Source organism: Microbacterium sp. LMI1-1-1.1 (genome assembly GCF_040815675.1).
Lineage (GTDB): Bacteria > Actinomycetota > Actinomycetes > Actinomycetales > Microbacteriaceae > Microbacterium.
Genome location: NZ_JBFPNN010000009.1, coordinates 31369 through 54953, shown reverse-complemented (window position 1 = coordinate 54953; position 23585 = coordinate 31369). Strand labels below are relative to the sequence as shown.

The window sequence follows — 23585 nt, the reverse complement described above, 5'->3', positions numbered from 1 at the left end:
CGCCCCTGGCTAATTTCTTCGCGGGGTCCGTAGTCGGCGGCGTGTGCCCAGATTCGGGGCGTCGGTTCCCGACCGCCGGGTGCCGATGAGAGATGATTTCTGCGTTCACTCGCTTGCTGGCTAGCTCATGAATACATGCGTTCGATGCCAGTCGAAGTAGACGGCAGCATCCTCGTATCCGTCGACGGCGCGACCGCGGATCTTGCCTATGTGTCGCCCGATCGCGGTTTGTAGGTCAACCATTGCCGTCCCGATCACGGCTCCGTTCTCCACACCTACGTACCCGTCTTCAAATAACGCATCGCATCCGAAGACGCATGCGAGCATCGCGATGCGTGGAATGTCCCGCGCTTCATCGTCGGCCGCAACGGCTCGCTTCTTGATGTGGGCCGCCCGAAGGAACCGGGCGGGGTAGGTCTCCCCGCAAAGTGCGCATGGCGCTTGATCTCGGCCGCGTAGTAGAGCGAAGCGGAGGCGCTGCTGTTCGCGTCGTTGCCTTGTTGTGGCCGGTCGATCCAATGCCCTTTGGAAAGGCGCGGAGTCAACGTCGGACGAAATGCCTTTGTCGCTCGGATCACTCTCGGTTACGTTCCCGATCATGATTCGCGCCGGTGCCGACCCAAGAATCCTCGCGCCGGGAAGTTGCAGTAGTACGGCACCGATGAATGCGCTGCGGTACCCCAGGGTGTCGACCGTAACGTCCACAACACCGTTCTGCTTGATGAGCTCCATCGCGGCGACGACATCGCCGATCGGGACAGCGTGGCCGCCGGCAGTTCGGGTCGTTGAAACGACCACATCCCGTGAATCAACAGCGAGGATGGTATTGATTCGTGAGCCGGAGACGGTGGTGATCGGGATCCCGATTAGCTCGCGAAGGAACCCGCCGACTGCGGTCGGCGAGACGTCCAGCGCGAGAGACTCGCGAGCCAGTACGGCGACCAGCGCGGCGGCGGAGTGCTTGGCCTGCCCAAGACTCGGCACGTCGACGAGGAGCTTGATCCGCTTCGTTCGGTTTCCTTCTCCCGATGCGCCGGGCGGTCTACCCACCGCCGCGGCCGCCTTGCCCAGCTCGGCTCGGACTCGCGATAAGTCGGTGTGGCTGTCCAAGTTGATCGGTTCTGCGACGATCCGACGCTCACGATAAGGAAGTTCACGAGCCCGGGCGGAATCTACGAGCGCATCGACGACTATTGCACGAAGCTGCGCGAGGCGTCTAAGTAGGAGTTCAAGCGCGATGTTGTATTCGGAGTTCCGTGGTTCTGAGCCCTGCGAAGCCCCGCCGCGGCTCTCAAGAACCACCGAGAGCAGGTCGCCTTCGGGCTCCACGGCGAACTCGGCATCGACTTTGGTGCCATCGTCTGAAAGGGGGCGCACGCCCCTAACAATGCCACTTCTCCTCGGACGGCAAGCGCCATGCATCGAGGCGCAGTGTGGTGCCCTTCACAGGATCCAAGATCGAACTTCCGTCCCGGCAACGGAGGTTGAGCTTTCGATGCCTGTCTGGACGAGTGCGCCAGCGGTCCGTAGTCGTGCCCGCGCCCACGTGACGTCGAATAACATCCTGTATCGCGCCGAATAGAGCAGTGCGGTGCAGGTGGTCTCGGCATCTGCGGTCTCGCGGAAAGCGACCGCGCGATAGCGCGGAGACTGTAGCCATGCACGCGGAGGCTTACGCGAGTGCGTCGGCCATCAGGAGGAGGCGGGCGCGCTCTGGAATTTCGGCCGGCATCGCTCACAGTCGTCCCGAGACACCGAAAAGTCCGCGGCGACCACCTGACGACGCGCGAGCGCCACACACCAGCAGCGCCCCGCGCCGCCCTCACAACTCCAGCTCGACCGCGGTCTCGAGCGCGGCCTCGATCGATCGCATCCATCCGTCTTTCAGGGCGGTGTTGGCCTCGTCGTAGAGCGAGGCGCCGTCGACGAGGTTGCTCGAGCAGGCGCACACCATGCCGGCGCGGAGGCCGCGCAGGCGCGCGACGACGAAGAGGGCGGATGCCTCCATCTCGACGTTCAGCAGGCCCATGCGGTGCAGCTGGTCGATCCATTCCGGAGTCTCGGCGTAGAAGGCGTCGTCGCTGACACTGATGCCGGCGTGTGCTCGGGTGCCGGCCTCAGCGGCGAGCCGCGTGCTGTGGCGGGTGAGGGCGAGAGTGAGCTCGGCGTCCGGGACCGCCGGGAACCCCTTGGGCACGTAGGCGTCCGTCGTCCCGTCGTTGCGGAAGCTGCCCTCGCTCACGAGCAGGTCGCCCGGGGCGATGCCGGGCTGCAGGCCCGCGGAGCTGCCGACGCGGATGAAGCTCGTCACGCCCACACGGGCCAGTTCCTCGACGGCGATCGCTGTGGACGGGCACCCCATCCCGGTGGAGGTGGCGGTGATGTGACGGCCCTTGTACCAGCCGGTCATCGTGCGGTGCTCGCGATTGTGGGCGACCTCCTTCACGTCCGTGAGGAACTCGGCCACGAAGGGCACGCGGAACGGATCGCCGGGGAGGAGGGCGACGGACGACACCTCGCCGGGCGCGATGCCGATGTGGTACTGCCGGGCCGTGAGGCCCGCCTGAGACTTGTCGACGACAGTGGACATGGGGGAACGACCTCCGGTGGGAAATGTGACGATGGGTATCGCCGCAGTCCCCGCCCTGTCGCGAAGCGCCATGGTTGATAGGACACGCAGTGCGCCGACGCTACCACGAGGCATCCGCCGGAACTCACGCCCGCAGCTTCGAAACCCACCGCGCGATTCGCGCCGCCCGCACCTCCGATGTCGCCGCCGTCGTCACGTCGAAGAGCACCGAGTACCGCGCCGAGCTCGTCAGCGCGGTGAAGGCGGTGGCGGCATCCGGAACCTCCCGGAGGGCGGCCAGCAGATCGTCGGGGGTCTCGATGGTGGCGGGACCGGCGTAGGCGCGGTCCCACCGGCCGTCGGCCTGAGCGCGCTCGATCTCGGCGAAGCCGCGGGGACGCATCCGGCCTGCGGCGATGAGCCCGGCGACGAGGTCGACATTCCGCTTCGACCACAGCGACCGCGCTCGCCGCGGCGTGAAGTGCTGATGAAAAGTTTCACTGTCGCGGCCCCGGCGGCGGCCGTCGATCCATCCGCTGCAGAGGGCCTCGTCGAGCGCGAGCGCGTAGGTGAGCGACGTGGGCGTCTGCACGCCCTTCTTCGCGAGGGTGAGCCAGACGCCGTCGCTGACGTCCTCGTTCTCATCGAGCCACGCGCGCCACGCGGCGGCATCCGGGACGGTGAGGTGTTCCAGGTCCACGAGCAGCCTCCGAGACGACGAGTGATGAGCAGGATGACAGAGGTCGGGGCGGCGACGCGACCTCAGGGACCGTGGGAGAAACTGGCGAAACCGCGGCGGCCGGAGGATGATCGGCCGTGCCGGCCGCCGGACAGCGTCGACCAGAGCTGACAGGCCGCATCGGAGATGAGTTCACGATGACCCAACCCCTTCGCTACGGCATCAACACCACGCTCGACGGCTGCGTCCACCACGAGGCCGGCCTCCCGCCCGATGCGGAGTCCATGGCGTTCTGGACCGACGAGCTCCGCCGCTCCGACACCGTCCTCTACGGCCGCGTCACGTTCGAGATGATGCGCGACGCGTGGCGCCGGCCCACGTCGGGGCCGTGGCCCGAGTGGATGGACGACGACGACGTCCGCTTCGCCGAGGTCATCGACGCGATGCCGAAAGCGGTGGCATCCACGTCCCTCGACCGCGTGGACTGGAACGCCGAGATGCTCGGCGGTGACCTGATCGACGCCGTCCGAGCGTTGAAGGAACGGCCGGGTCGCGGGATCTCGCTGGGCGGCGTGCACCTCCCTGCGCACCTCGCCGGACTCATCGACGAGTTCACGTTCGTCGTGCACCCGCTCATCGCCGGGCGCGGGCCGCGGCTGCTCGAGAACGCGGACGTCGAGCTCGAGCTCATCGAGCGCCGCGAGTTCCGGTCGGGCATCACCGTGCAGCGTTATCGCCCCCTCAGGTGACGACCGTCGTGCTGCGGCCCGGGGGCGGCGGCATGCACCCCGCCGCCCCCGTCGACGTCACTGCGCGGCGACCGAGAAGCTCCACGTCACGCCGAACCGGTCGGTCAGCATGCCGAAGCCCGCGCTCCACGCCGAGGCGGCGAGGGGCTCGACGACAGTGGCATCCATCGTCAGGGAATCCCAGTAGCCCTGCAGCTCCTCGAGAGTGGGGGAGCTGAGCGAGACGAACAGTGCCTGGTCGGTGATGGTCGTGTTGTTCTCGCGACGGGTCGAGCCGTCGCCCGCGATGCCGCCCTCGCTCTGGCCAGGGATGTCGTATCCCATCACGCGGAACCCGTTCTCCGCGGCGACGACGCCGAAGACGACCTTGTCGGCGCCGGGGATGTCGGCGGGCATTCCGAAATCGGCATACGTGTTGACGGCGAGGTGCCCGCCGAAGACGGACTGGTAGAACTCCAGCGCCTGGCGCGCGTCGCCACGGAAGTTCAGGTGAGTGGTGGTCTGGACGGTCATGTTCGCTCCTTCGAAAGCCGAGCCCCTCGGCTCGTGACAACGACGATTCCAGCCGTATAGGTCAGTTCCTGTCCTAGATTGGAAATACCCTGGATGCCATGGCCCCCACCTCGCGCCTCCTGACGCTCCTGTCACTGCTGCAGGCGCGCCGGGACTGGCCGGGGTCCGTCCTCGCCTCGCGGCTCGGCATCAGCGACCGCACCGTGCGCCGCGACATCGATCGGCTGCGCGAGATGGGATACCGGATCTCGTCCACCCTCGGCCCGGACGGCGGCTACCGCCTCGACGCGGGGGAGGAACTGCCACCGCTGCTGTTCGACGACGATCAGGCGCTCGCCGTGGCGATCGCGCTGCGCACCGCCCCGTCGCTCGGGGCCGGCATCGGCGAGGCGGCGGCGCGTGCCCTCGGCACGGTCCGGCAGGTCATGCCGTCGCGCCTCCGCCATCGGCTCGACGCCCTGGAGGTGACGACGGTGACGCGGCCGGGGGCGGCGGCATCCACGGAGGTCCCGCTCGACGTGCTCGTCACGCTCGCGCAAGCCATCCGCGATCGGCACACCCTTCGCTTCGACTACGGCGACGGCGACGACCGTCCTCCGCGACGCGCGGAGCCCCACCACCTCGTGACCTCCGACGGACGCTGGTACCTCGTCGCCTGGGACCTCGACCGCGACGACTGGCGCACCTACCGCGTCGACCGCATCCGCCCGCGCATCCCGCACGGGCCGACCTTCTCGCCGCGCACCGTGCCCGGCGGCGACGTGGACGCGTTCGTCTCCGCGCGTTTCCGGGGAGGGGATGCCACCTGGCCCTGCCGCGGCACCGTTCTCCTGCACCTCCCGGCGCGGGACGTGCGCCCGTTCGCCGGCGACGGGACCGTCACCGAGGTCGACGCGCACCGCTGCACGCTGGAGGCGGGGTCGTGGTCGTGGGAGGCGCTCGCCGCGGCGTTCGGCCGGTTCGAGGCGCCGATGGAGGTCGTCGGTCCGCCCGAGCTGTCCGCGGCTTTCGCGTCCCTCGCCGAGCGTCTCGCTCGCGTGGCCGTCGCGGGGCCTGCCTCCTGACCCGACGGGCTCGTGCGCTCTGCCGTGTCGTGCCGTGTCGTGCCGTGCCGTGCCGTGACTTGGCGCAGATGTACGCGAAATCCCGCCCTTGGCGTACATATGGGGCAAGTCAGCGTCGACGTTGGGTCGTGAGCGCGGGGCTCAGGTCGGCAGTGCCGTGAGGTGGCGCAGATGTACGCAGAACCCCATGCTGCGCGTACATATGGGGCAAGTCAGCGTCGACGTTGGGCCGTAAGCGCGGGGCTCAGGTCCGCAGTGCCGTGAGGTGGCGCAGATGTACGCGAAACCCGGCCCTGCGCGTACATATGGGGCAAGTCAGCGCTGGAGGGGGAGGGGCCGGTCACGGACGGGGGAAGGGCTCCGCGAAGGGCTCGTACCTCACCCGGGGTCCGCGGAACATGCCGAAGCGCCGTCGGCAGCGGAGGAAGGGGAACAACCCGGTGCGGACGTCCGAGCCCTCCCTCGTCCCGTCGCCGAACGTGACCGTGGTGCGACTCCACCGCTCCCCGTGCGCTTCTCGCACGTGGCCGAAGACAGCGGCATCCATCAGCCTCTTCGCCAGCGCGATGTCGGTGTCGGAGTAGTCGAGTTCCCAGCGGCCGCGTCCCACGCTGACGATGAGCCACTGCTCGGCGGTGATCGCCACATGGGCGGCCCGCGGGTTGTGCGGCGCGACGTCGATGACGTCGACAGCCAGGCCGGTCAGGGAACGGCGACGCACCACCGCGGTGTCACCCGCGACGCCTTCGGCGTGTGCGATGAGCGTCGACAGTGCGGCCTCCTGCTCCGCGCTGAGGCGCGAGTCGTCGGGTCCCGCGGATGCCATGGACGAATCATTCCATCGGCGACAGCGCCCCCGTGGCATCCCTCCGCCGTGAAACGCTGCGGGGCCCGGACTCGATCGACCCGGGCCCCGCGGGTGACTCAGTTCTGGAGGAACGGGTAGTCCGTGTAGCCGTGCTCGCCGCCGCCGTAGACCGTGGCCTGGTCGACCTGGTTCTCGTCGGCCCCGTTCTGCCAGCGGGCGACGAGGTCGGGGTTCGCGATCGCGGGGCGTCCGACGGCGACGAGGTCGGCGATGTCGCCGTCCACGGCCGAGACGGCCTCCTCGCGCGTGGTCACGTTCGAGAAGCCCGAGTTGACGATGAAGGTCCCGCCGAAGGCGCGGCGGAGGTCCTGGATGAGGTCACCGGCCGGGTCGGCGTGCAGCACGCTGAGGTAGGCCAGACCGAGCGGGGCGAGCCCGGCGATGAGCGCCTCGTAGGTCGCGCGGGTTTCCGCCTCGTCCTTCTCCCACACGTCCTGGATGTTGTGGGCGGGGGAGATCCGGATGCCGACACGTCCGGCCCCGATCTCGGCGACGACGGCCTGTGCCACCTCGATGACGAAACGCGCGCGGGCCTCGGGCGATCCGCCGTACTCGTCCGTGCGCTGGTTCGACGCGGGGGAGAGGAACTCGTGGAGGAGGTAGCCGTTGGCGGAGTGCAGCTCGACCCCGTCGATCCCGGCATCCACGGCCCGACGTGCGGCGGCGACGAACTCGTCGCGGACGGTCGCCAGCTCCGACGTCTCGAGGGCGTGCGGGACGGGGAAGGGGACCTTCGAGCCGTCGGCCAGGTGCGCCTCGCCCTCGATCGCGATCGCGGACGGGGCGACGATGCGGTCGGTGCCGGTGATGTCGGTGTGCGACACGCGTCCGCTGTTCATGAGCTGCATGAAGATCGTGCCGCCCTCGGCGTGGACGGCGTCCGCGACCTTCGCCCAGCCGGCGGCCTGCGCCTCGGTCACGATGCCGGGCTGACCCGCGTAGCCGCGGGACTCCGCGCTGGGGTACACGCCCTCGGTGACGAGGAGGCCGATGCCCGCGCGCTGTGCGTAGTACTTCGCCACGAGGGGACCGGGGACGCCGTCGGCGCCGGAGCGGAGGCGGGTCATCGGGGCGAGGGAGACGCGGTTGCGGACGTCGACGTCGCCGACGGTGGTGGGGCTGAACAGGCTCACGGGGATCCTTCCGAGCGGGGGTGGGGGACACGCCCTCCAACGGAAGGCGCCGAGGCCCTATTCCACCCGGCCCGTTCCGTGGGGCGGGCCCGCTTGACGCGCGCCGGTCTGTCGGTCCGCCCCGCGCCGGCGGCCGCCGCCGTCGAAAGCACACCGAACGTATGATCTCGCGAGGTGAGAAGACCCGCCGCGCGGCGGCGCCGCCGCGCGTCAGCTCGCGGCGGCCGTCCGGGCGGCGACCATCGCGCCGAGGTCCTTCCGCGTCGCGGCGCCGACCTTCTGCCGGGCGACGTAGACGTGCGACTCGACCGTGCGCACCGAGAGGAACAGCCGTTCGGCGATCCGCCGGTTCGACAGGCCCTCGGCGATGAGGGCGGCCACCTCGCGCTCGCGATCGCTGAGCAGCTCGACGCCGCCCGCGACGCGTTCCGCGCTCGTCGCCCCGGCCCAGTGGCCCGCCGACCACAGCAGGAACGGCGACTGGTCGCCGTCGCCCCGCGCGTGGCCGGTGCCCGACCAGCGGCGCACGATGGTCGACACCGGCGCGTCGACGAGGGTGCTGAGCTGGCGCAGGCGTGCGACGTGGTCGGGCCCCGCGGTGCGCACAGCCGTGACGAAGTGGAACAGCGCGTGCAGCTCCAGCAGCAGGCCGCCCCGCCCGGTCCGCAGCAGCAGGTCCGCGGTCTCGCTCGTCGGCGTCTCGCCGGAGGACCCGCGCGCGTACTCGAGGGCGGAGTCGGCGACCGACAGGTACCAGCGGACCAGCGGCACCTTCTCGGCGGCGGCGCGCGAGATCTGCAGCAGCTCCTCGGCGCGCGCCACCTCGCCCTTCACCGCGAAGCAGGTCGCGACGGCGATCCGCACCATCGGCAGGATCCACTCGTGCTCGTCGAGGCCCGCGGCGTTCGCCGAGACCACGGCGAGCTCCAGCTCGGCCGCGCCCGCGTTTCCCGACATCGCGTGCAGGCAGGCGCTGAGCGCGCTCGCCAGCAGCAGCGAGCCGTCGTCCTCCTCGTTCACGGCTGCGACCGCGCGGCGGGTGAGCCGGGTGCAGACCCCGTCGAGGGGGGCGCCCGACAACGTGCGGGCGTACGCCTCGAGCCAGAGCCCGAGCAGTTCGTCCCACCCGTGGATGTCGTGCGGGAAGACGTCCGCCAGCGTGTCCGCGCGCTCGAAGAGGAGCGCGCTCTCGGTCCACGACCCCGCGTATGCCGTCGAGAGTCCCGCGGCGACGGCGGCGAGGTACCGGTCGCGCGGCGCGGCGGACGGCAGGAGGAGGATGCGCCGGGCGCCGTCGTTGGCGCCGACGAAGTCCATGTTCAGGACCCGCTCGAAGATCGCGGCGACCTCCGGACGGCGCGGCGCCCCCGTCGGGACGGTGATGGGCTCGCCCGTGTCCCGCGCGGAGGCGGCGTCCTGCACCTGCTCCGAGCGCCCGCCCAGCGTGCGCATGGTGACCGCGACGCGCACGAGCGGTTCGGGGATGTGGCTCATGCCGTCGGCATCCGGAGCCGAGAGGACGCGCGCCGCCTCGAGACGCATCGCCATCTCGCTGCCGACCACCTCGGCCGCGGGCGTGCCCTCACCGTTCTCGATCAGGTGGGCGAGCATGCGCTGGTCGTGCTCGCTGAGCGGCAGCAGCAGGGAGGAGTACGCGTCGAACAACGCCGACCCCAGATGCGGCCGCGCCATCGCGCGCCTCTGCGCCTCGGCGTCCGGGCCGGCGGCGACCGCGGCGGCGTGCAGCTGCTGCGCCAGGACGCGGACGCCGTTGCTCCACGCGACGACGCGGGCGCGGCTGACCAGCGGCAGGCGGTCCGCCGACCCGATCTCGCGCATGAGCCGGATGAGGGCGTCGTCCGACAGGCGACCGACGTCGATGCGGTGCGCGCTCCCGTCCAGCCAGGCCCGGGAGAGGGCCATCGCGAAACGTCCGATGGGCGCTGCGGCATCCGTCCGGGGTAGGGACGACAGCCCGAGGACGACGGGCGTGGCGCCCCGCCGGATGGTCTCGAGGAGGCTCATCCGGGCGTCGGTCGACAGCGAGGCGGCATCCGGGAACCACTGCGCCGTGCGCCAGACGTCCGGCCGCTGCGCCTTGACCTGCGCCTCTACCGCGAAGACGTAGAGCGGGGCCCCCGATCCCGCGGGTCCGCTGAAGACGATGGACTCGCCCGCCAGCACGCGGGACACGGCACGGTCGACGAGTCGCCCGTCGATCCAGGGGTGCCGGTCGGTGAAGGACTGCGCAGTCTCGTCCGGATCACGCTGCCGCATGGAACGCGCTTTCGCCGAGCCGTTCGTCCTCGGACGGTCTGCGATGGCGCTGGTCGTAAATCATCTGATCCCCCATTTGTCTTCCGCTCCCACAATCAGAATGCCGCAATTGACGAATTCGCGCAGCCTTCTGCTGCCGGTCGACGTAAACAATCGGACATGTCCACCGCGACGTCGCGCGGCCCGAAGGTCCACCGCCGAGGCATCCACAGGGGGCACGGAGGTCTGCCGGGAACCGAGGAATAGACTGGATGCCATCGTCCTCGCTCCCTCAGGATCACCCGTGACCTCTCCTTCACCCGCGCGCGCGTTCGACGTGCGCCATCTGCAGCTCGCGCGCGCGCTCTTCGCGGCCGTCGCCGCCGTGATGGTGACGTTCTCGACCGACCACTCCGCACCGGTCGGACTGTCCGTCTTCAGCGGGTTCGCCATCGCGACCGGACTCGTGTTCGCCCTCGGCGCCTGGCTGGCCTTCCCGAAGGGCCGGCGCGCCCCGGTGGTCCTGCTCGCGGTGGTCACGGTGCTCGCCGGACTGGTCGCCTCCGCGGGACGCGGCACCGTCTTCTTCTTCGTCGTGGTCATCGCGTGGGCCCTCGTGAGCGGCGTCATCGAGGCGACCGCCGCCCTCCTCGCCCGCCGGGCCGGACGGGTCGACGGCGCCGCGCGCGACGGCCTCGTCGTTGGCGCGCTGACGGTGCTCCTCGCCGTGGCCCTGCTCTTCACCAACTCGGGCTACGCCCTCGAGTACTTCATCGAGGACGCGGGACGATCGTTCACCCTGACCGGGATCACGATCGCCGTCGGACTGTTCGGCGGGTACGCCGCCATCGTCGCGGTCTTCCTCGCCATCGCGGGTCTGTCGCCGCGTCGCCCCGACACCGTCCCGGTCGCATCCGTCGAGGAGCCTGCGTCATGACCGACAAGCCCACCCGCCGCGACCTGATGAAGCCCGTCCAGCTGCTCGGACTCGCCTTCGTCGCGGCCCTCTTCGCCGGGGGCGTCACCCTCGTGTCGATGGGGTTCTTCCAGTCGCGCCCGGCCGAGCAGGTGCAGCGCGCGCTGATCATCGGCCTGATCGTCGCCGGCGTCACCTTCATCGTCGTTCTCGTCAGCGTCGCCCTCATGCTGCTCGCGGTCGACCCCGCCCAGGTCACCAAGCAGGTCGACCGTCCGCTGCTCCTCCCGAAGAAGGACCCGGATGCCGCCCCGACGGCGTCCCCGTCGACGAACGACGACCGCGGCCCGGCACCCCCCGCGGGGTCCTGAGCCCGACCGCACCTCTGCCGACGGCAGAGCGTCCGCGCGTCGCGGGTTCCGTCTCGGGGGTTCCGGCCGCTCAGGCCCGTCGCGGGGTTCCCGCGGCTCAGGCCCGGTCGCAGGGTTTCGCCGGTCAGGCCCGCTGCGGGTCGATCATCGTCATGCCCACGGGGGAGGCGGTGTCCATCCCGGGCAGCAGGCCGGCGGCATCCGTCAGCCCGACGACGCGCTCGATGAGGTCCTGCGGGCGCAGGGCGCCGCTGGCGATGAGCGCGAGCATCTCGGGATAGTCGACCGCGGCCATGCCGTGGCTGCCGAGCAGGTCCAGCTCCCACGCGATGACCCGCGCCATCGGCATGGCGCTCATCCCGTCGGCGGTGGGGAGGAGGCCGACCTGCACGTGGCGGCCCCGCCGCCGCAGGCTCAGGACCGCGTCGCGGGCGGTCTGCGCGCTCCCCACGGCATCCACGGCGACGTGGCTGCCGCCGTCGGTCACCTCGTGCACGGCGGCGGCGATGTCGCGTCCGTCCGCGACGATCGTGTGCTCCGCGCCGAGCCGGGCCGCCGCGTCGAGAGCGGCCGGCGTGCGGTCGACGGCGATGACGCGAGCGCCGAGCGCGCGGGCGATCATGACGGCGCTGAGGCCCACGCCGCCGGCGCCGACGATGGTCACCCATTCCCCGGCCTGCAGCCGCGCCCGTCCGGTGAGCGCGCGGAACGCCGTCGCGAACCGGCATCCCAGGGCGGCCGCGGCCTCGAACGACACGTCGTCGGGGATCGCGACGAGGTTCGTGTCGGCGGCGGGGAGCGAGACGAGCTCCGCGAACGACCCCCACTGCGTGAAGCCGGGCTGCTCCTGGTTCGGGCAGACCTGCGCGTCGCCGCTGCGGCACCATTCGCACGCGCCGCACCCGTTCACGAACGGGACGGTGACGCGGTCGCCGATGTGCCAGCCGAGCACCCCCGCCCCGACCTCGACGATGACCCCCGCCAGCTCATGCCCGGGCACATGCGGCAGTGCGACGTCGTCGTGCCCGGCCCACGCGTGCCAGTCGCTCCGGCACAGTCCCGTCGCGCGCACCTCGACGACGACGCCGCCCGGGACGGCCGTGGGCGCCGCGACATCGCGAACGGCCAACGGGGCGGCGAGGGTGTCCATGATCATGGCGCGCATGGCATCCATCCTCTCGCGCCGGGGCGCCCGCCCGAGAAACGCGACCTGCCCCGAGGAACGCCGGGTGCGGGCGTTTCTCGGGGCAGGGGCCGTTTCTCGCGAGGTCGGCTGTGCTCAGCCGCAGGACTTCGCGGCGAACGGGACGGTCTGCGTGCCCTGCGCCTCACCCGCGCTCGCCGTGACGTCGACGGTGCCCGCGGCGATCGACGCGGCGCGCGTGGTCGTCGCGACCGACACGGTCTTCCCCGGCTCCACCGTGGCGAACGTCCGGCTGCCCCAGGCGGTCCTCACCGTGAGGGCGATCGGTGTCGTCTCGTCGTTGCGCGCCGTGGTCACCAGGGTCACGCGCCCCGCGACGCACCGAGGGGATGCCGCCGCGGTGACGCGCGGCGCGACCTCCACCTCCGGGACGACGATCTCAGGGATCTTCAGGTACGACCCCGGCGTCGCGAACGTGAGGCGCAGCCCGGTGGCGTGGACCGGCGCGAAGCGCAGGACCGTCTTCTTCCCCGTGACGACGGAGGGCGCCGCGCCGATCGGCGTGACGGTCGTCCATCGGCCGTCCGTGGTGCGGTACTCGGCGGTGACCCCGGTGACGGTGCCCTCGATGTTCGTGAACTCGACGCCGCCGATGCCGTGCGGCTGATCGGTGGTCAGAGTGAACGTCGCGGAGTCCTTCAGGGCGGTGTCGCTCCAGGTCGACCACGCGGTGCCGCGGCGACCGTCGCACGCACGGTCGGGCGTCATCGTCTCGTACCGCGTCTGCCACACGGACGCCGTGACCTCCGCGTCGGCGGCCCGGCAGACGTTCGGCGTCCCGCCCTGTCCCCAGATCGCGACCTCGGCGATCGACTGCCACGTGTTCGTCTGCGTCGTCAGACGAAGGCGGAGGGCCGTGGTCGCCGGGACCGCGCGGACGTCGATCGCGACCACGGGCGCGGGCGCGGCGGCATCCTGAGCCAGGGTGACGGCCGCGGACGAGGTCGCCCACGCCCCGTTCGCGTCGCGGTACTGCACCTCGATGCGCGAGGGCCACGTGGCGGTGGCGCCGTCCTTGTAGGTGTCGACGACGACCGAGTCCAGGGCGCGCGCGGTGTCCCACTCGAACGACAGCCAGCTGTCGCGCGGATACCCGCTGCCGGACCAGTCGTCCCAGCCCTTGCCGGTGCTGCCGTCGACGACGGTGCGGGCGAGATCGTTGCGATGGGATGCCGTGACCTCGGCCTCCGGCGCGATCTGGACGATGCCCGGCTCGGTCACGTCCACCGTGCGCGTGAAGGTCCGGCCGACGGTGAAGTCCGCGTCGGCGGCGAGGGACCCGGTGAGCGTGCGCGTGCCGAGGCGGCTGGTGTCGAGCGCCGACCAGGTGACGGCCACCTCGGATCGGCGCCCGTCGACGTCGACGGTCACGCGGGTCGGCAGCGCGGGGGACGAGCCGCGTCGGACGTCGTCGGGCAGGCGGTCGTCGACGACCTTCCACGTGCCGTGGCCGAAGCCCTTGTCGTCCCAGTACGACGCGTCCCATCCGTGGGCGTAGCGCTCAGGGTCCTCCGTCGCCGGGTTGTGCATCTCGAGCCGGCCGTTCTCACCCACGGTGAGCGGGAGCCAGACGTAGGTGGAGTCGCTGGCGCCGTCGTTCCAGCGGTCGCCCATGTAGACGAACTTGCCCGGCTCCAGCTCGAGCACGTTCGTGGTCTGCGAGCCGAAGGTGGAGCGGCGGACGTCGCCGACCGACAGCAGGCCGTCACCGCCGTCCGGGATGCCGTTGTAGGACGTGGTCTCGTGGGCGTCGCCCGGCTCGACGCCGCGGATCCACGTGCCCATCAGGTCCGAGGCGGTGTAGTACGTCTGCGGGTTCGGCGCCCATCCGGTCGCGCCGGAGGTCACGACGCTGTACGTGCCGTCGCGCTCGAAGATCGCGGGGGCCTCGAGGTGGCCGCACTCCTTGACGATCTGGAAGTCCTCGCCGCGCACGGGCGCCTCCGGCGTCCCGTCGGCGAAGACGTACGGGTAGCGACCGTCCTCCGAGTACTGGTTCACGTCCAGGGTGTCCCGGTCGGTCGTGTGGGTGACGTTCGTGTACGTCTCGTCGAGCTCGGCGATGTAGAGCGTGTAGTTCTCCTCCGAGGAGTAGGAGATGTACGCCGTACCGTCGTCGTCCTGGAACACGGTCATGTCGCGCGCCTGACCCGGCACCGCGTACGGCGTGCAGGCCTGGTAGTCGGAACGGTTCGGCATGCGGAACGCGCCTGTCATCCGGAAGGGTCCGGCGGGGGAGTCGGACACGGCGACGGCGGCCATGGACCGGGCGTACGTGCTGCCGCCGGGCTCGATGCGCCCGTCCGCGTGCCACCACATCACCCACTGGTCCGTGGCGGCGTTGTAGAGCACTTTCGGGCGCTCGAAGATCGCCGTGTAGTCCGAGTTCTGCGTCGAGTTCAGGTGGTACGCGAGGGCGTCGACCTTCTCCGTGCGCGGCCGGCCGTTCTCGTCGACGGTGTCGTAGAGGTCGTCGAAGTACGGCGTCAGCAGCTCGTCGCGGGTGGAGACGCTGCGCAGCGCCGTGCCGAGGTTGGTCCAGTTCTTGGCATCCGTCGACCGGTAGACCCCGACGCCGGGGCTGTTCCAGTACCCGTTCGTGCGGTCCTCGCCGTACCAGTAGTAGACGGTCCGGCCGTCCTCCTCCGTCGTCACGACCTGCCCGCCGTGCGCCTGGATGTGCCGGCCGTCGGTGTCGAACCACTTCGGCTCGAAGTACCCGGACGCCCCGCGCCCCGGGTCGGTGACGGCCGGGAACCGGTCGTACGTCATTGGCACGTCCGTCCGCGGCACGCCGTCGTTCGGATCGGTCGGGACGCCGGCGGCCGCGACGGCGGCCACGGGCGTGGCCAGGGCGGCGACGAGGGCGGCGACGAGCGCCGTCCGGCAGAGGCGTCGGAGGAACGGTCGCGCGCTCCCCGGTCGCGGGGTGCGCTCTTGCGGGGTCTGTTCGCGCGGGGCCCGCTCGAGCGGGGCGTGCTCGCGCGGGGTGTGCTCGCGCGGGGCGTGCTCGCGCGGTGTGTGCTCGAGCGGGGCGTGCTCGCGCGGGGTGCGCGGTCGCGAGGTGTGCTCGAGCCGTGTGTGCTCGCGCGGGGCCTGTTCGAGCGGGGCGTGCTCGCGCGGTGTGTGCTCGCGCGGGGTGCGCGGTCGCGGGGTGTGCGGTCGAGGCGTCATCGCGTCGTTCCGTTCTGCGCCGCGACGGTGCGGCGCGACGTTGTCCGTCCGGGGGCGGCGGATCGCGGTCGGGGGATGTTGACGTCAACACTGTACGGCCGGGTGCTGCCCGCGTCTAGGGCGAATGTTCGCGCGAACATGGCACCCGCGGCATCCCGAGTCCGTGCGAGGTGTCGGCAGTAAACGCTCCCCGCCGGTGGAAACGCCGTGTCATGACGTTTCCACCGGCGGAGAGCGTTTATTGGATGCCATCGGGCCTCGCGAGCGCGAGTGCGGGCCCGGCCCAGCGGGACAGGGCGCCGCGGGCCAGCGCTCGCCGCAGGTCAGCGGGCGCGGGTTAGAGCGCGCCGCAGGTTGGAAGGCGCGGGTCAGATCGCGTCGTAGGTCAGAGGGCGCTGCTCAGAGCGCGTCGACGACCGACGACGCCAGACCGGCGTAACCCGCGGGCGTGAGCGCGAGGAGGCGCTCCTTCGCGGCGTCGCCGATGTCCAGTCCGCGCACGAACTCGGCGAGCTCGGCCGCGCCCACGCGACGGCCGCGGGTGAGGTCCTTGAGGAGGGCGTACGGGTCGCTGATCTGCGACCGCCCCGCGGCGATCTCGGCGCGGACCACCGTCTGGATCGCCTCGGCGAGCACCTCCCAGTTCACGTCGAGGTCCGCGAGCAGCACGTCCTCGGCGAGGGAGATCTCGGTCAGGCCCCGCTGCAGGTTGTCGAGCGCGAGCAGCGAGTGCCCGAACGCGACGCCGATGTTGCGCTGCGTCGTGGAGTCGGTGAGATCGCGCTGCAGGCGGCTCGTGACCAGCGTCGAGGCGAGCGTGGCGAACAGCCCGCCCGAGATCTCGAGGTTGGCCTCGGCGTTCTCGAATCGGATCGGGTTGATCTTGTGCGGCATCGTCGACGACCCGGTCGCGCCCGCCACCGGGATCTGGGTGAAGTATCCGAGCGAGATGTACGTCCACACGTCGGTGGCGAGGTTGTGCAGGATGCCACCGGCGTGACGCGCGCGGTCGTACAGCTCGACCTGCCAGTCGTGGGACTCGATCTGCGTGGTGACCGGATTGAAGCCCAGGCCGAGCGACTCGATGAAGGCGCGCGTCAGCGCGGGCCAGTCGACGTCGGGCTCGGCCGAGACGTGCGCGGACCAGGTGCCGGTCGCGCCGGAGAACTTCGCAAGGTACTCGCCGCCCTCGAGCTGCGCGATGACACGCTGCAGGCGCCAGGCGAAGACGCCGATCTCCTTGCCCATCGTGGTCGGGGTGGCCGGCTGCCCGTGCGTGCGGGAGAGCATGGCCGCGTCGCGGTGCGCGACGGCGAGCTCGGCGAGGGCGGCGGTGACGGCGCGGAGCTTCGGCAGCCACACGCGCTCGACGGCGCGCTGCACGGTCAGCGCGTAGGCGGTCGAGTTGATGTCCTCGCTCGTGCACGCGAAGTGGGTCAGCTCGGCCAGTCCGGACAGGCCCAGGCTGTCGAGGCGGTCGCGCACCAGGTACTCGACGGCCTTGACGTCGTGACGCGTGACCGCCTCCTTCTCCTTCAGCCACGCGATCTCGTCGGCGCCGAAGTCCTCGTACAGCGCACGGAGCTTCGCGCGGTCGGCATCCGCGACCGGCTGCGTGCCGAAGAGCGAGCGGTCGGTCAGGGCCAGGAGCCACTCGACCTCCACCTCGACGCGGGCGCGGTTCAGGCCCGCCTCCGACAGGTAGTCGCCGAGCTCGGACACGGTGCCGAAGTACCGTCCGTCGAGGGGGCTGAGGGGCTGCGGAGGCAGAGAGGACACGGGTCTCCCGAGGATCGCGCGAAAGGGGTCAGCCCGCGGAACGGATGGCGGGCTCGAGCTGCCGGAAGAGGGCCCCGCTGGCGCGTTCGATCATACCGAGCACCTCGTCGAACATCTGGGGGCCGGCGTAGTAGGGGTCCGGGACGTCGAGGGTCGTGGCATCCGGGACGAAGGACTGCAGCAACGCGATCTTGTCGCTGTCATCGTCGTTGCGTGCCCACCCGCGGAGCACGCGCTCGTGGCTGCGGTCGAGCGCGACCACGAGGTCGTTGCGGTCGAAGTCGGCGTACCGGAACTGACGTGCGCGGTGAGCGGTGCCGTCGTAGCCGAGGCGTTCGAGCGCGGCGACGGTGCGGTGGTCGGCGCGCTCGCCGACGTGCCAGTCGCCGGTGCCCGCCGAGGAGGAGGCGATCCGGGCGCCGAGGCCGGCGGTGTGCGCGAAGCGGCGGAACACCACGTCGGCCATCGGCGAGCGGCAGATGTTGCCGCTGCAGACGAAGACGACGCGGAAGGGCGCGTCGGCACTCGCGGTCATCCCTCCATCATGGCGGGGAAGCGCGGTCCGTGCACTACCCGCGTTCGGTCGCCCGCTGCCGCGGCCGCAGGGCGACCCCCATCACCCAGTTGATGACGCCGATGAGCAGCGCCGCGACGACGGTCAGCCAGAACTCGCCGGTGCGTAGCCCCCAGGGCAGGCCCGACGTGATCGCCGCCGTGAGCCACAGCAGGAACCCGTTGATGACGAGCGAGATGAGCCCGAGGGTCAGGATGTAGAGCGGGATGGCGACGATCCTCACCACGGTGCCGACGATCGCGTTCACGATTGCGAAGATCGCGCCGACGACGAGAAGCGTGAGCGCGACCTGCAGCCCCTCGCCGGGCGCGAAGGGGATGAGCTGCACCTGCAGTGCGGGCAGCAGCGTCACGATCCAGATGGCGAAGGCGTTCACGGCGACGCGGACGAGGAAGCGCATGGCGCCCATCGTGCCACGGGGGCGGCCGGCCGGCAGGGGGTTGCCGGGCGGGTCGCGGGCGCCGGTGCGGGCGGCCGGTGTGGCCCCGGGGCGCCGGGTGTGGCCCCAGGGCCACATTCACGGGCGCGGGCTCCCGATCCGGCCCTGGCGTCCGTCGTAGTCCGCGGTAGTGCGGGGCGTCCGGTGTGGCCCCGGGGCGCCGGGTGTGGCCCCGGGGCCACATCCACGAACGCGGGCTCCCGATCCGGCCCTGGCGTCCGTCGTAGTGCGGGCGTCCGGTGTGGCCCCGGGGCGCCGGGTGTGGTCCCGGGGCCACATTCACGGCCCCGCCCGCCGCGACCGCACCCCGCCCCGCCGCGCCCCGCCCCGCCCCGCCACCGCCCCTGCCGCGACGGGTCTGACGCGGAGCGGGACCGCGCGGATAGGCTCGCCTGGTGAGCGAAGAGCCGGTCCTGCCCCGCATCCGTCCCGAGATCGCCGCCCTGCCGGCGTACCGTCAGGGTCGCCAGGCGAGCCCCGACGCGTTCAAGCTGTCGAGCAACGAGAACCCCTTCGACCCGCTGCCCGGTGTCGTCGAGGCGATCCGCTCCGCCACGGGCATCAACCGGTATCCGGATGCCACCGCCTCCCGGCTCCGCGAGCGCCTGGCCGCGCGGTACGGCGTCTCGGCGGACGACGTTCACGTCGGCGCGGGGAGCGTGTCGCTGCTCGCGCAGCTGCTGCTGGCCACCGCCGGACCCGGCGACGAGGTCGTCTACGCGTGGCGATCGTTCGAGGCGTACCCGTCCCTCGTCGCGGTCGCGGGGGCCACGAGCGTGCAGGTGCCCCTCACCGCCGATGCGCGTCACGACCTCCCCGCGATGGCCGCGGCCGTCACCGATCGCACCCGTCTCGTGATCGTCTGCAGCCCGAACAACCCGACCGGGCCGACGGTCTCGCACGACGAGTTCGCCGCGTTCGTCGACGCCGTCCCGCGCGACGTCCTCATCGTTCTGGACGAGGCCTACGCCGAATTCGTCACCGATCCGACCTCGGTCGAGGGCGACCGCGTGCGCGTGCTCATCGCCCGGCCGAACATCGTGGTCCTGCGCACGTTCTCCAAGGCCTACGGACTGGCGGGCCTGCGCGTCGGGTACGCCATCGGGCACACCCGGGTGCTGGATGCCGCCCGCAGCACGGCCATCCCCCTCGCGGTCACCGCGGCGGGGGAGGAGGCCGCCCTGGCCAGCCTGGACGCCGAGTCGGAGCTGCTGCACCGCGTCTCGGTCATCGCCGCGCGCCGCGACGGTCTCGTCGAACGCCTGCGGGCCACGGGATGGGACGTCCCGGACGCCCAGGGCAACTTCGTGTGGCTGCCCGCCGGCGACCGCGCGCTCGAGGTCGCGGCCGCGTTCGAGGAGGCCGGGCTGGTCGTCCGGCCGTTCGCCGGCGACGGCGTGCGGATCTCCGTCGGCGAAGAGGAGTCGATCGACCGCGTGGTCGAGGTCGCCGCGGCCGTCGCCCCCTGACCCGCCGGCCGCCTCGACCGCGCGCGTCTGCAGGACCCGTGGGGCCGGTGGCGCATTCCCGAGCACGTCTGCTGGACCCGTGGGGCTGCTCGCGCACGTCCCGAGCGCGTCTGCAGGACCCGTGGGGCTGATCGCGCGACGTGGGGCTGGTGTGGTGCCGCCGCCGCGGTGGCTCCTGCATCGCGGCCGCTGCCGGACCGGCACGCCCCGACGCACGGGCACGCCGTTGTCGATGATCGACCGTGATTCGCGGCATCCATTGTGTCCCTCATGCGGTGAGGGGCATGAGTCGGGCATTAGCGTGGACGCATGACACCGCTCGACGACCCCGCTCTCGTGCGCGTTCTGGCGGCCGACGGCTCGATCGCGCCCACGCCCGAGGCCGAGCGGTACCTGCCGCTCATCGACGCCCTCACCGATGCCGAGCTCGAGACGTTCTACCGCGACATGGTGTCGATCCGGGCGTTCGACGTCCAGGCGACGAACCTGCAGCGGCAGGGCCAGCTTGCGCTGTGGCCGCCGTCCTTCGGGCAGGAGGCCGCCCAGGTCGGCTCCGCGCGCGCTGCCCGCGCCCAGGACCACGTCTTCCCGTCGTACCGCGAGCACGTGGTCACCCGCATCCGCGGCGTCGACCCGCTCGACATCATCCGGCTCATGCGGGGACTCACCCACGGCGGGTGGGACCCGACCGACCCGAAGAACGGCAACACGCACATCTACACGCTCGTCCTCGGCGCGCAGACCCTGCACGCCACGGGCCTGGGCATGGGCCTGGTGTTCGACGGCAAGTGCGGCACGGGCGACCCCGAGCGCGACGAGGCCGTCATCGTCTACTACGGCGACGGCGCCTCCAGCCAGGGCGACGTGCACGAGGCGATGGTCTTTGCCGCGAGCTTCCAGACCCCCGAGGTGTTCTTCCTGCAGAACAACCAGTGGGCCATCTCGGTCCCCGTCGCGACGCAGTCGCGCTCGCCGCTGTACAAGCGCGGCGAGGGGTACGGCATCCCCAGCCTGCAGGTCGACGGCAACGACGTGCTCGCGAGCTACGCCGTGTCGAAGGTCGCGCTCGACGAGGCGCGCGCCGGCGGCGGCCCCCGTGCGATCGAGGCCATGACCTACCGCATGGGTGCGCACACCACCAGCGACGACCCCACCAAGTACCGCACCTCGGACGAGGAGAAGGCCTGGGCCGGACGCGACCCTATCGCACGCATGCGGGCGTTCCTCGAGGGACGCGGGGCCTCGCAGCAGTTCTTCGACGACGCGGATGCCGAGGGTCGAGCGCTCGCCGCCGACGTGCGCACGCGCACGAACGAGCTGGGGTCGCTGCCCCGGACGCACATGTTCGAGAGCGTCTACTCCGAGGCGCACGCGCTGATCCAGGAGGAGCAGCGCTGGCTCGACGACTACGAGGCGTCGATGGAAGGGGGCGGGCAGTGACCGAGAACCTCCCGATCAGCCGCGCCCTGAACGCGGGCCTGCGCCGCGCCCTCGAGACCGACGACCGCGTCCTGCTCATGGGCGAGGACATCGGCCCGCTCGGCGGCGTCTTCCGCGTGACCGAGGGCCTGCAGAAGGACTTCGGCCCGCGTCGTGTCATCGACTCGCCGCTCGCCGAGTCGGGCATCGTCGGGACGGCGATCGGCCTCGCGATGGGCGGCTGGAAGCCGGTGCTCGAGATCCAGTTCGACGGCTTCGTGTTCCCCGCCTTCGACCAGATCACCTCGCAGCTCGCGAAGATCACGAACCGCCACGAGGGCGCGATCCGCATGCCCGTCGTCATCCGGATCCCCTACGGCGGGCACATCGGCGCGGTCGAGCACCACCAGGAGAGCCCCGAGGCCTACTTCACCCACACGCCGGGCCTGCGCGTGGTCAGCCCGTCGACGGCGAACGACGCCTACTGGATGATCCAGCAGGCCATCGCGTCGCCCGACCCGGTCGTCTTCCTGGAGCCGAAGGCGAAGTACTGGCAGAAGGGCGAGGTCGACACCGAGGCCCCGGCCCTGCCGCTGCACGCCAGTCGCATCGTCCGCCGCGGCACCGACGTCACGCTCGTCGGGCACGGCGCCATGGTGACGACGCTGCTGCAGGCGGCGGCGCTCGCCGAGAGCGAGGGCACCAGCTGCGAGGTCATCGACCTGCGCTCGCTGTCGCCCGTGGACTACGGCCCGCTGCTCGACTCCGTCCGCCGCACCGGCCGCATGGTCTACGCGCAGGAGGCTCCCGGCTTCACGTCGCTCGGGTCCGAGGTCGCCGCGACCGTCATGGAGAGGGCCTTCTTCGCCCTCGAGGCCCCGGTGCTGCGCGTGTCCGGGTTCGACGTGCCGTTCCCGCCCGCCAAGCTCGAGGGCACCTACCTGCCGGATGCCGACCGCATCCTCGAGGCCGTCGACCGGTCTCTCGCCTACTGACCTGTTTTCGTGACCGCGAGCGGCGTCGGTGAGATGCTGTTCGCGAGCAAAGGACACCATCGTGACCGATCAGACGTTCGTCCTCCCCGATGTCGGAGAAGGCCTCACCGAGGCCGAGATCGTGCAGTGGCGCGTCGCGCCCGGTGACACCGTCGCTGTCAACGACGTGATCGTCGAGATCGAGACGGCCAAGTCGCTCGTCGAGCTCCCGTCGCCCTACTCGGGCACGGTCGGGGAGCTCCTGGCATCCGAGGGGGCCACGGTCGAGGTCGGTGCCCCGATCATCACGATCGGATCGATGGATGCCGCCACCCCCACGCCCGCGGCACCCGTCACGGTCCCGGAGCCCAGCGACCCGGGCGGCGCGGTCCTCGTCGGCTACGGCACCGGCGGCGCGGTGTCGTCGCGGCGCCGCAAGCCGGCGGAACGTCCCGTCAAGGCATCCGTCGGCGTCGTGGCGAAGCCCCCGATCCGCAAGCTCGCCCGCGACCTCGGGGTCGACCTGTCGGCCGTGACCCCGAGCGGCCCCGCCGGCGAGGTCACCCGCGACGACGTCGTCAAGCACGCCGAGCAGGCGAGCGTGTTCCGCAACATCGAGACGCCCGAGTGGGGCGCCGTGCGCGAGGAGACGATCTCCGTCCCCGCCCCCGCCGCGCCGGCCCCGGTCGACGACGCGCGGGAGGAGTCCATCCCGGTCCGCGGCGTCCGCAAGGCGACGGCCAACGCGATGACCTCGAGTGCCTACTCCGCGCCGCATGTGTCGGTGTGGGTCGACGTGGACGCGTCCCGCACGATGGAGCTGGTCAAGCGCCTCAAGGCCTCGCCGGACTTCGCCGACGTCAAGATCTCGCCGCTGCTCATCATGGCCCGCGCCGTCATGTGGGCGTTGCGCCGCACGCCCATGATCAACGCCGCCTGGGTCGACACCGAGGACGGCGCGCAGATCCGCGTGCGCCACTACGTCAACCTCGGCATCGCCGCCGCGACTCCGCGCGGACTGCTCGTGCCGAACATCAAGGACGCGCAGAACATGAACACCCGCGAGCTCGCGAAGGCGCTCGAGCACCTGACGCTCACCGCGCGCGAGGGCAAGACGAGCCCCGCGGACCAGGCCGGCGGAACGTTCACGATCACGAACATCGGCGTCTTCGGAGTGGATGCCGGGACGCCCATCATCAACCCGGGCGAGGCCGGCATCATCGCGCTCGGCGCCATCCGGCAGAAGCCGTGGGTCGTCGACGGAGAGGTGCGCCCCCGCTGGGTGACCACGGTGTCGGGCTCGTTCGATCACCGCGTCGTGGACGGCGACGGCATCTCGCGGTTCATCGCCGACGTGGCATCCGTTCTCGAGGAGCCCGCGCTGCTCCTCGACTGAGCGGGCGCCCGGCGGGTGCTCCGAACCTCGCAGAATGCG

Annotated in this window: 20 protein-coding genes; 8 read left to right on the top strand and 12 right to left on the bottom strand. The window is 71.4% G+C overall.

The window, feature by feature from the left end:
• Positions 1-120: 120 nt before the first annotated feature.
• From MRBLMI1_RS13685 to MRBLMI1_RS13675, 3 genes are all read right to left on the bottom strand, one after another.
• On the bottom strand, positions 121-1377 hold the full coding sequence (locus MRBLMI1_RS13685; protein ID WP_367733782.1) for a hypothetical protein: 1257 nt from the start codon (positions 1375-1377) through the stop codon (positions 121-123).
• A 445-nt stretch (positions 1378-1822) separates the two neighbouring features.
• The gene (locus tag MRBLMI1_RS13680; protein WP_367733781.1) at positions 1823-2590 is read right to left on the bottom strand and encodes a nucleoside phosphorylase; all 768 of its coding nucleotides are present in this window, start codon (positions 2588-2590) and stop codon (positions 1823-1825) included.
• Positions 2591-2714: 124 nt separating this feature from the next.
• Positions 2715-3269 (bottom strand): YdeI/OmpD-associated family protein, encoded by a 555-nt coding sequence (locus tag MRBLMI1_RS13675; protein WP_414685896.1) that lies wholly within the window; start codon positions 3267-3269, stop codon positions 2715-2717.
• Between the two features lie 176 nt (positions 3270-3445).
• On the opposite strand from MRBLMI1_RS13675, the gene MRBLMI1_RS13670 reads away from it, so the two are divergent.
• Entirely contained in the window at positions 3446-3997 is a 552-nt protein-coding gene (locus tag MRBLMI1_RS13670; protein WP_367733780.1) for a dihydrofolate reductase family protein, read from the top strand.
• Positions 3998-4054: 57 nt separating this feature from the next.
• Here the strand turns inward: MRBLMI1_RS13670 and MRBLMI1_RS13665 are convergent, their stop codons facing one another.
• Positions 4055-4510, bottom strand: coding sequence for a VOC family protein (locus tag MRBLMI1_RS13665; RefSeq protein ID WP_367733779.1), 456 nt, complete (start codon positions 4508-4510; stop codon positions 4055-4057).
• A 98-nt stretch (positions 4511-4608) separates the two neighbouring features.
• Between MRBLMI1_RS13665 and MRBLMI1_RS13660 the strand changes: the two genes are divergently transcribed.
• Positions 4609-5574, top strand: a complete 966-nt coding sequence (locus tag MRBLMI1_RS13660) for a helix-turn-helix transcriptional regulator (protein ID WP_367733778.1) — start codon at positions 4609-4611, stop codon at positions 5572-5574.
• A gap of 340 nt (positions 5575-5914) precedes the next feature.
• On the opposite strand, the gene MRBLMI1_RS13655 is transcribed toward MRBLMI1_RS13660, so the two are convergent.
• From MRBLMI1_RS13655 to MRBLMI1_RS13645, 3 genes are all read right to left on the bottom strand, one after another.
• Positions 5915-6400 carry a hypothetical protein gene (locus tag MRBLMI1_RS13655; protein ID WP_367733777.1) on the bottom strand — a complete coding sequence of 162 codons (486 nt, stop codon included), beginning with the start codon at positions 6398-6400 and terminating at the stop codon, positions 5915-5917.
• 98 nt (positions 6401-6498) lie between these two features.
• Positions 6499-7575 (bottom strand): alkene reductase, encoded by a 1077-nt coding sequence (locus tag MRBLMI1_RS13650; RefSeq protein WP_367733776.1) that lies wholly within the window; start codon positions 7573-7575, stop codon positions 6499-6501.
• Between the two features lie 210 nt (positions 7576-7785).
• Entirely contained in the window at positions 7786-9852 is a 2067-nt protein-coding gene (locus MRBLMI1_RS13645; protein ID WP_367733775.1) for a helix-turn-helix transcriptional regulator, read from the bottom strand.
• A gap of 283 nt (positions 9853-10135) precedes the next feature.
• On the opposite strand from MRBLMI1_RS13645, the gene MRBLMI1_RS13640 reads away from it, so the two are divergent.
• Positions 10136-10768, top strand: coding sequence for an acyl-CoA synthetase (locus MRBLMI1_RS13640; protein ID WP_367733774.1), 633 nt, complete (start codon positions 10136-10138; stop codon positions 10766-10768).
• A complete protein-coding gene (locus MRBLMI1_RS13635; RefSeq protein WP_367733773.1) occupies positions 10765-11118 on the top strand; it encodes an amino acid transporter in 354 nt (117 codons plus the stop codon). The genes MRBLMI1_RS13640 and MRBLMI1_RS13635 overlap by 4 nt, the downstream gene beginning before the upstream one ends.
• 124 nt (positions 11119-11242) lie before the next feature.
• Here MRBLMI1_RS13635 and MRBLMI1_RS13630 read toward each other — a convergent pair whose 3' ends face one another.
• The 5 genes from MRBLMI1_RS13630 to MRBLMI1_RS13610 all read right to left on the bottom strand — a co-directional run bounded on the left by MRBLMI1_RS13630 (position 11243) and on the right by MRBLMI1_RS13610 (position 18249).
• Complete coding sequence (locus tag MRBLMI1_RS13630) at positions 11243-12283, bottom strand: zinc-dependent alcohol dehydrogenase family protein (RefSeq protein ID WP_367733772.1); 1041 nt, start codon at positions 12281-12283, stop codon at positions 11243-11245.
• Positions 12284-12397: 114 nt separating this feature from the next.
• Complete coding sequence (locus MRBLMI1_RS13625; RefSeq protein WP_367733771.1) at positions 12398-15496, bottom strand: glycoside hydrolase family 43 protein; 3099 nt, start codon at positions 15494-15496, stop codon at positions 12398-12400.
• A 399-nt stretch (positions 15497-15895) separates the two neighbouring features.
• Positions 15896-17275, bottom strand: a complete 1380-nt coding sequence (purB, locus tag MRBLMI1_RS13620; protein WP_367733770.1) for an adenylosuccinate lyase — start codon at positions 17273-17275, stop codon at positions 15896-15898.
• Between the two features lie 28 nt (positions 17276-17303).
• Positions 17304-17810 (bottom strand): low molecular weight protein-tyrosine-phosphatase, encoded by a 507-nt coding sequence (locus MRBLMI1_RS13615; protein ID WP_367733768.1) that lies wholly within the window; start codon positions 17808-17810, stop codon positions 17304-17306.
• Between the two features lie 34 nt (positions 17811-17844).
• Positions 17845-18249 (bottom strand): phage holin family protein, encoded by a 405-nt coding sequence (locus MRBLMI1_RS13610; RefSeq protein WP_367733767.1) that lies wholly within the window; start codon positions 18247-18249, stop codon positions 17845-17847.
• Positions 18250-18683: 434 nt separating this feature from the next.
• Here MRBLMI1_RS13610 and MRBLMI1_RS13605 point away from each other — a divergent pair, with 434 nt between their 5' ends.
• From MRBLMI1_RS13605 to MRBLMI1_RS13590, 4 genes are all read left to right on the top strand, one after another.
• On the top strand, positions 18684-19757 hold the full coding sequence (locus MRBLMI1_RS13605) for a histidinol-phosphate transaminase (protein ID WP_367733766.1): 1074 nt from the start codon (positions 18684-18686) through the stop codon (positions 19755-19757).
• A gap of 309 nt (positions 19758-20066) precedes the next feature.
• The gene (locus MRBLMI1_RS13600) at positions 20067-21197 is read left to right on the top strand and encodes a thiamine pyrophosphate-dependent dehydrogenase E1 component subunit alpha (protein ID WP_367733765.1); all 1131 of its coding nucleotides are present in this window, start codon (positions 20067-20069) and stop codon (positions 21195-21197) included.
• On the top strand, positions 21194-22171 hold the full coding sequence (locus MRBLMI1_RS13595) for an alpha-ketoacid dehydrogenase subunit beta (RefSeq protein WP_367733763.1): 978 nt from the start codon (positions 21194-21196) through the stop codon (positions 22169-22171). Before MRBLMI1_RS13600 ends, MRBLMI1_RS13595 begins: the two co-directional genes overlap by 4 nt.
• A 61-nt stretch (positions 22172-22232) precedes the next feature.
• Positions 22233-23546, top strand: coding sequence for a dihydrolipoamide acetyltransferase family protein (locus tag MRBLMI1_RS13590; protein WP_367733761.1), 1314 nt, complete (start codon positions 22233-22235; stop codon positions 23544-23546).
• Positions 23547-23585: the final 39 nt, after the last annotated feature.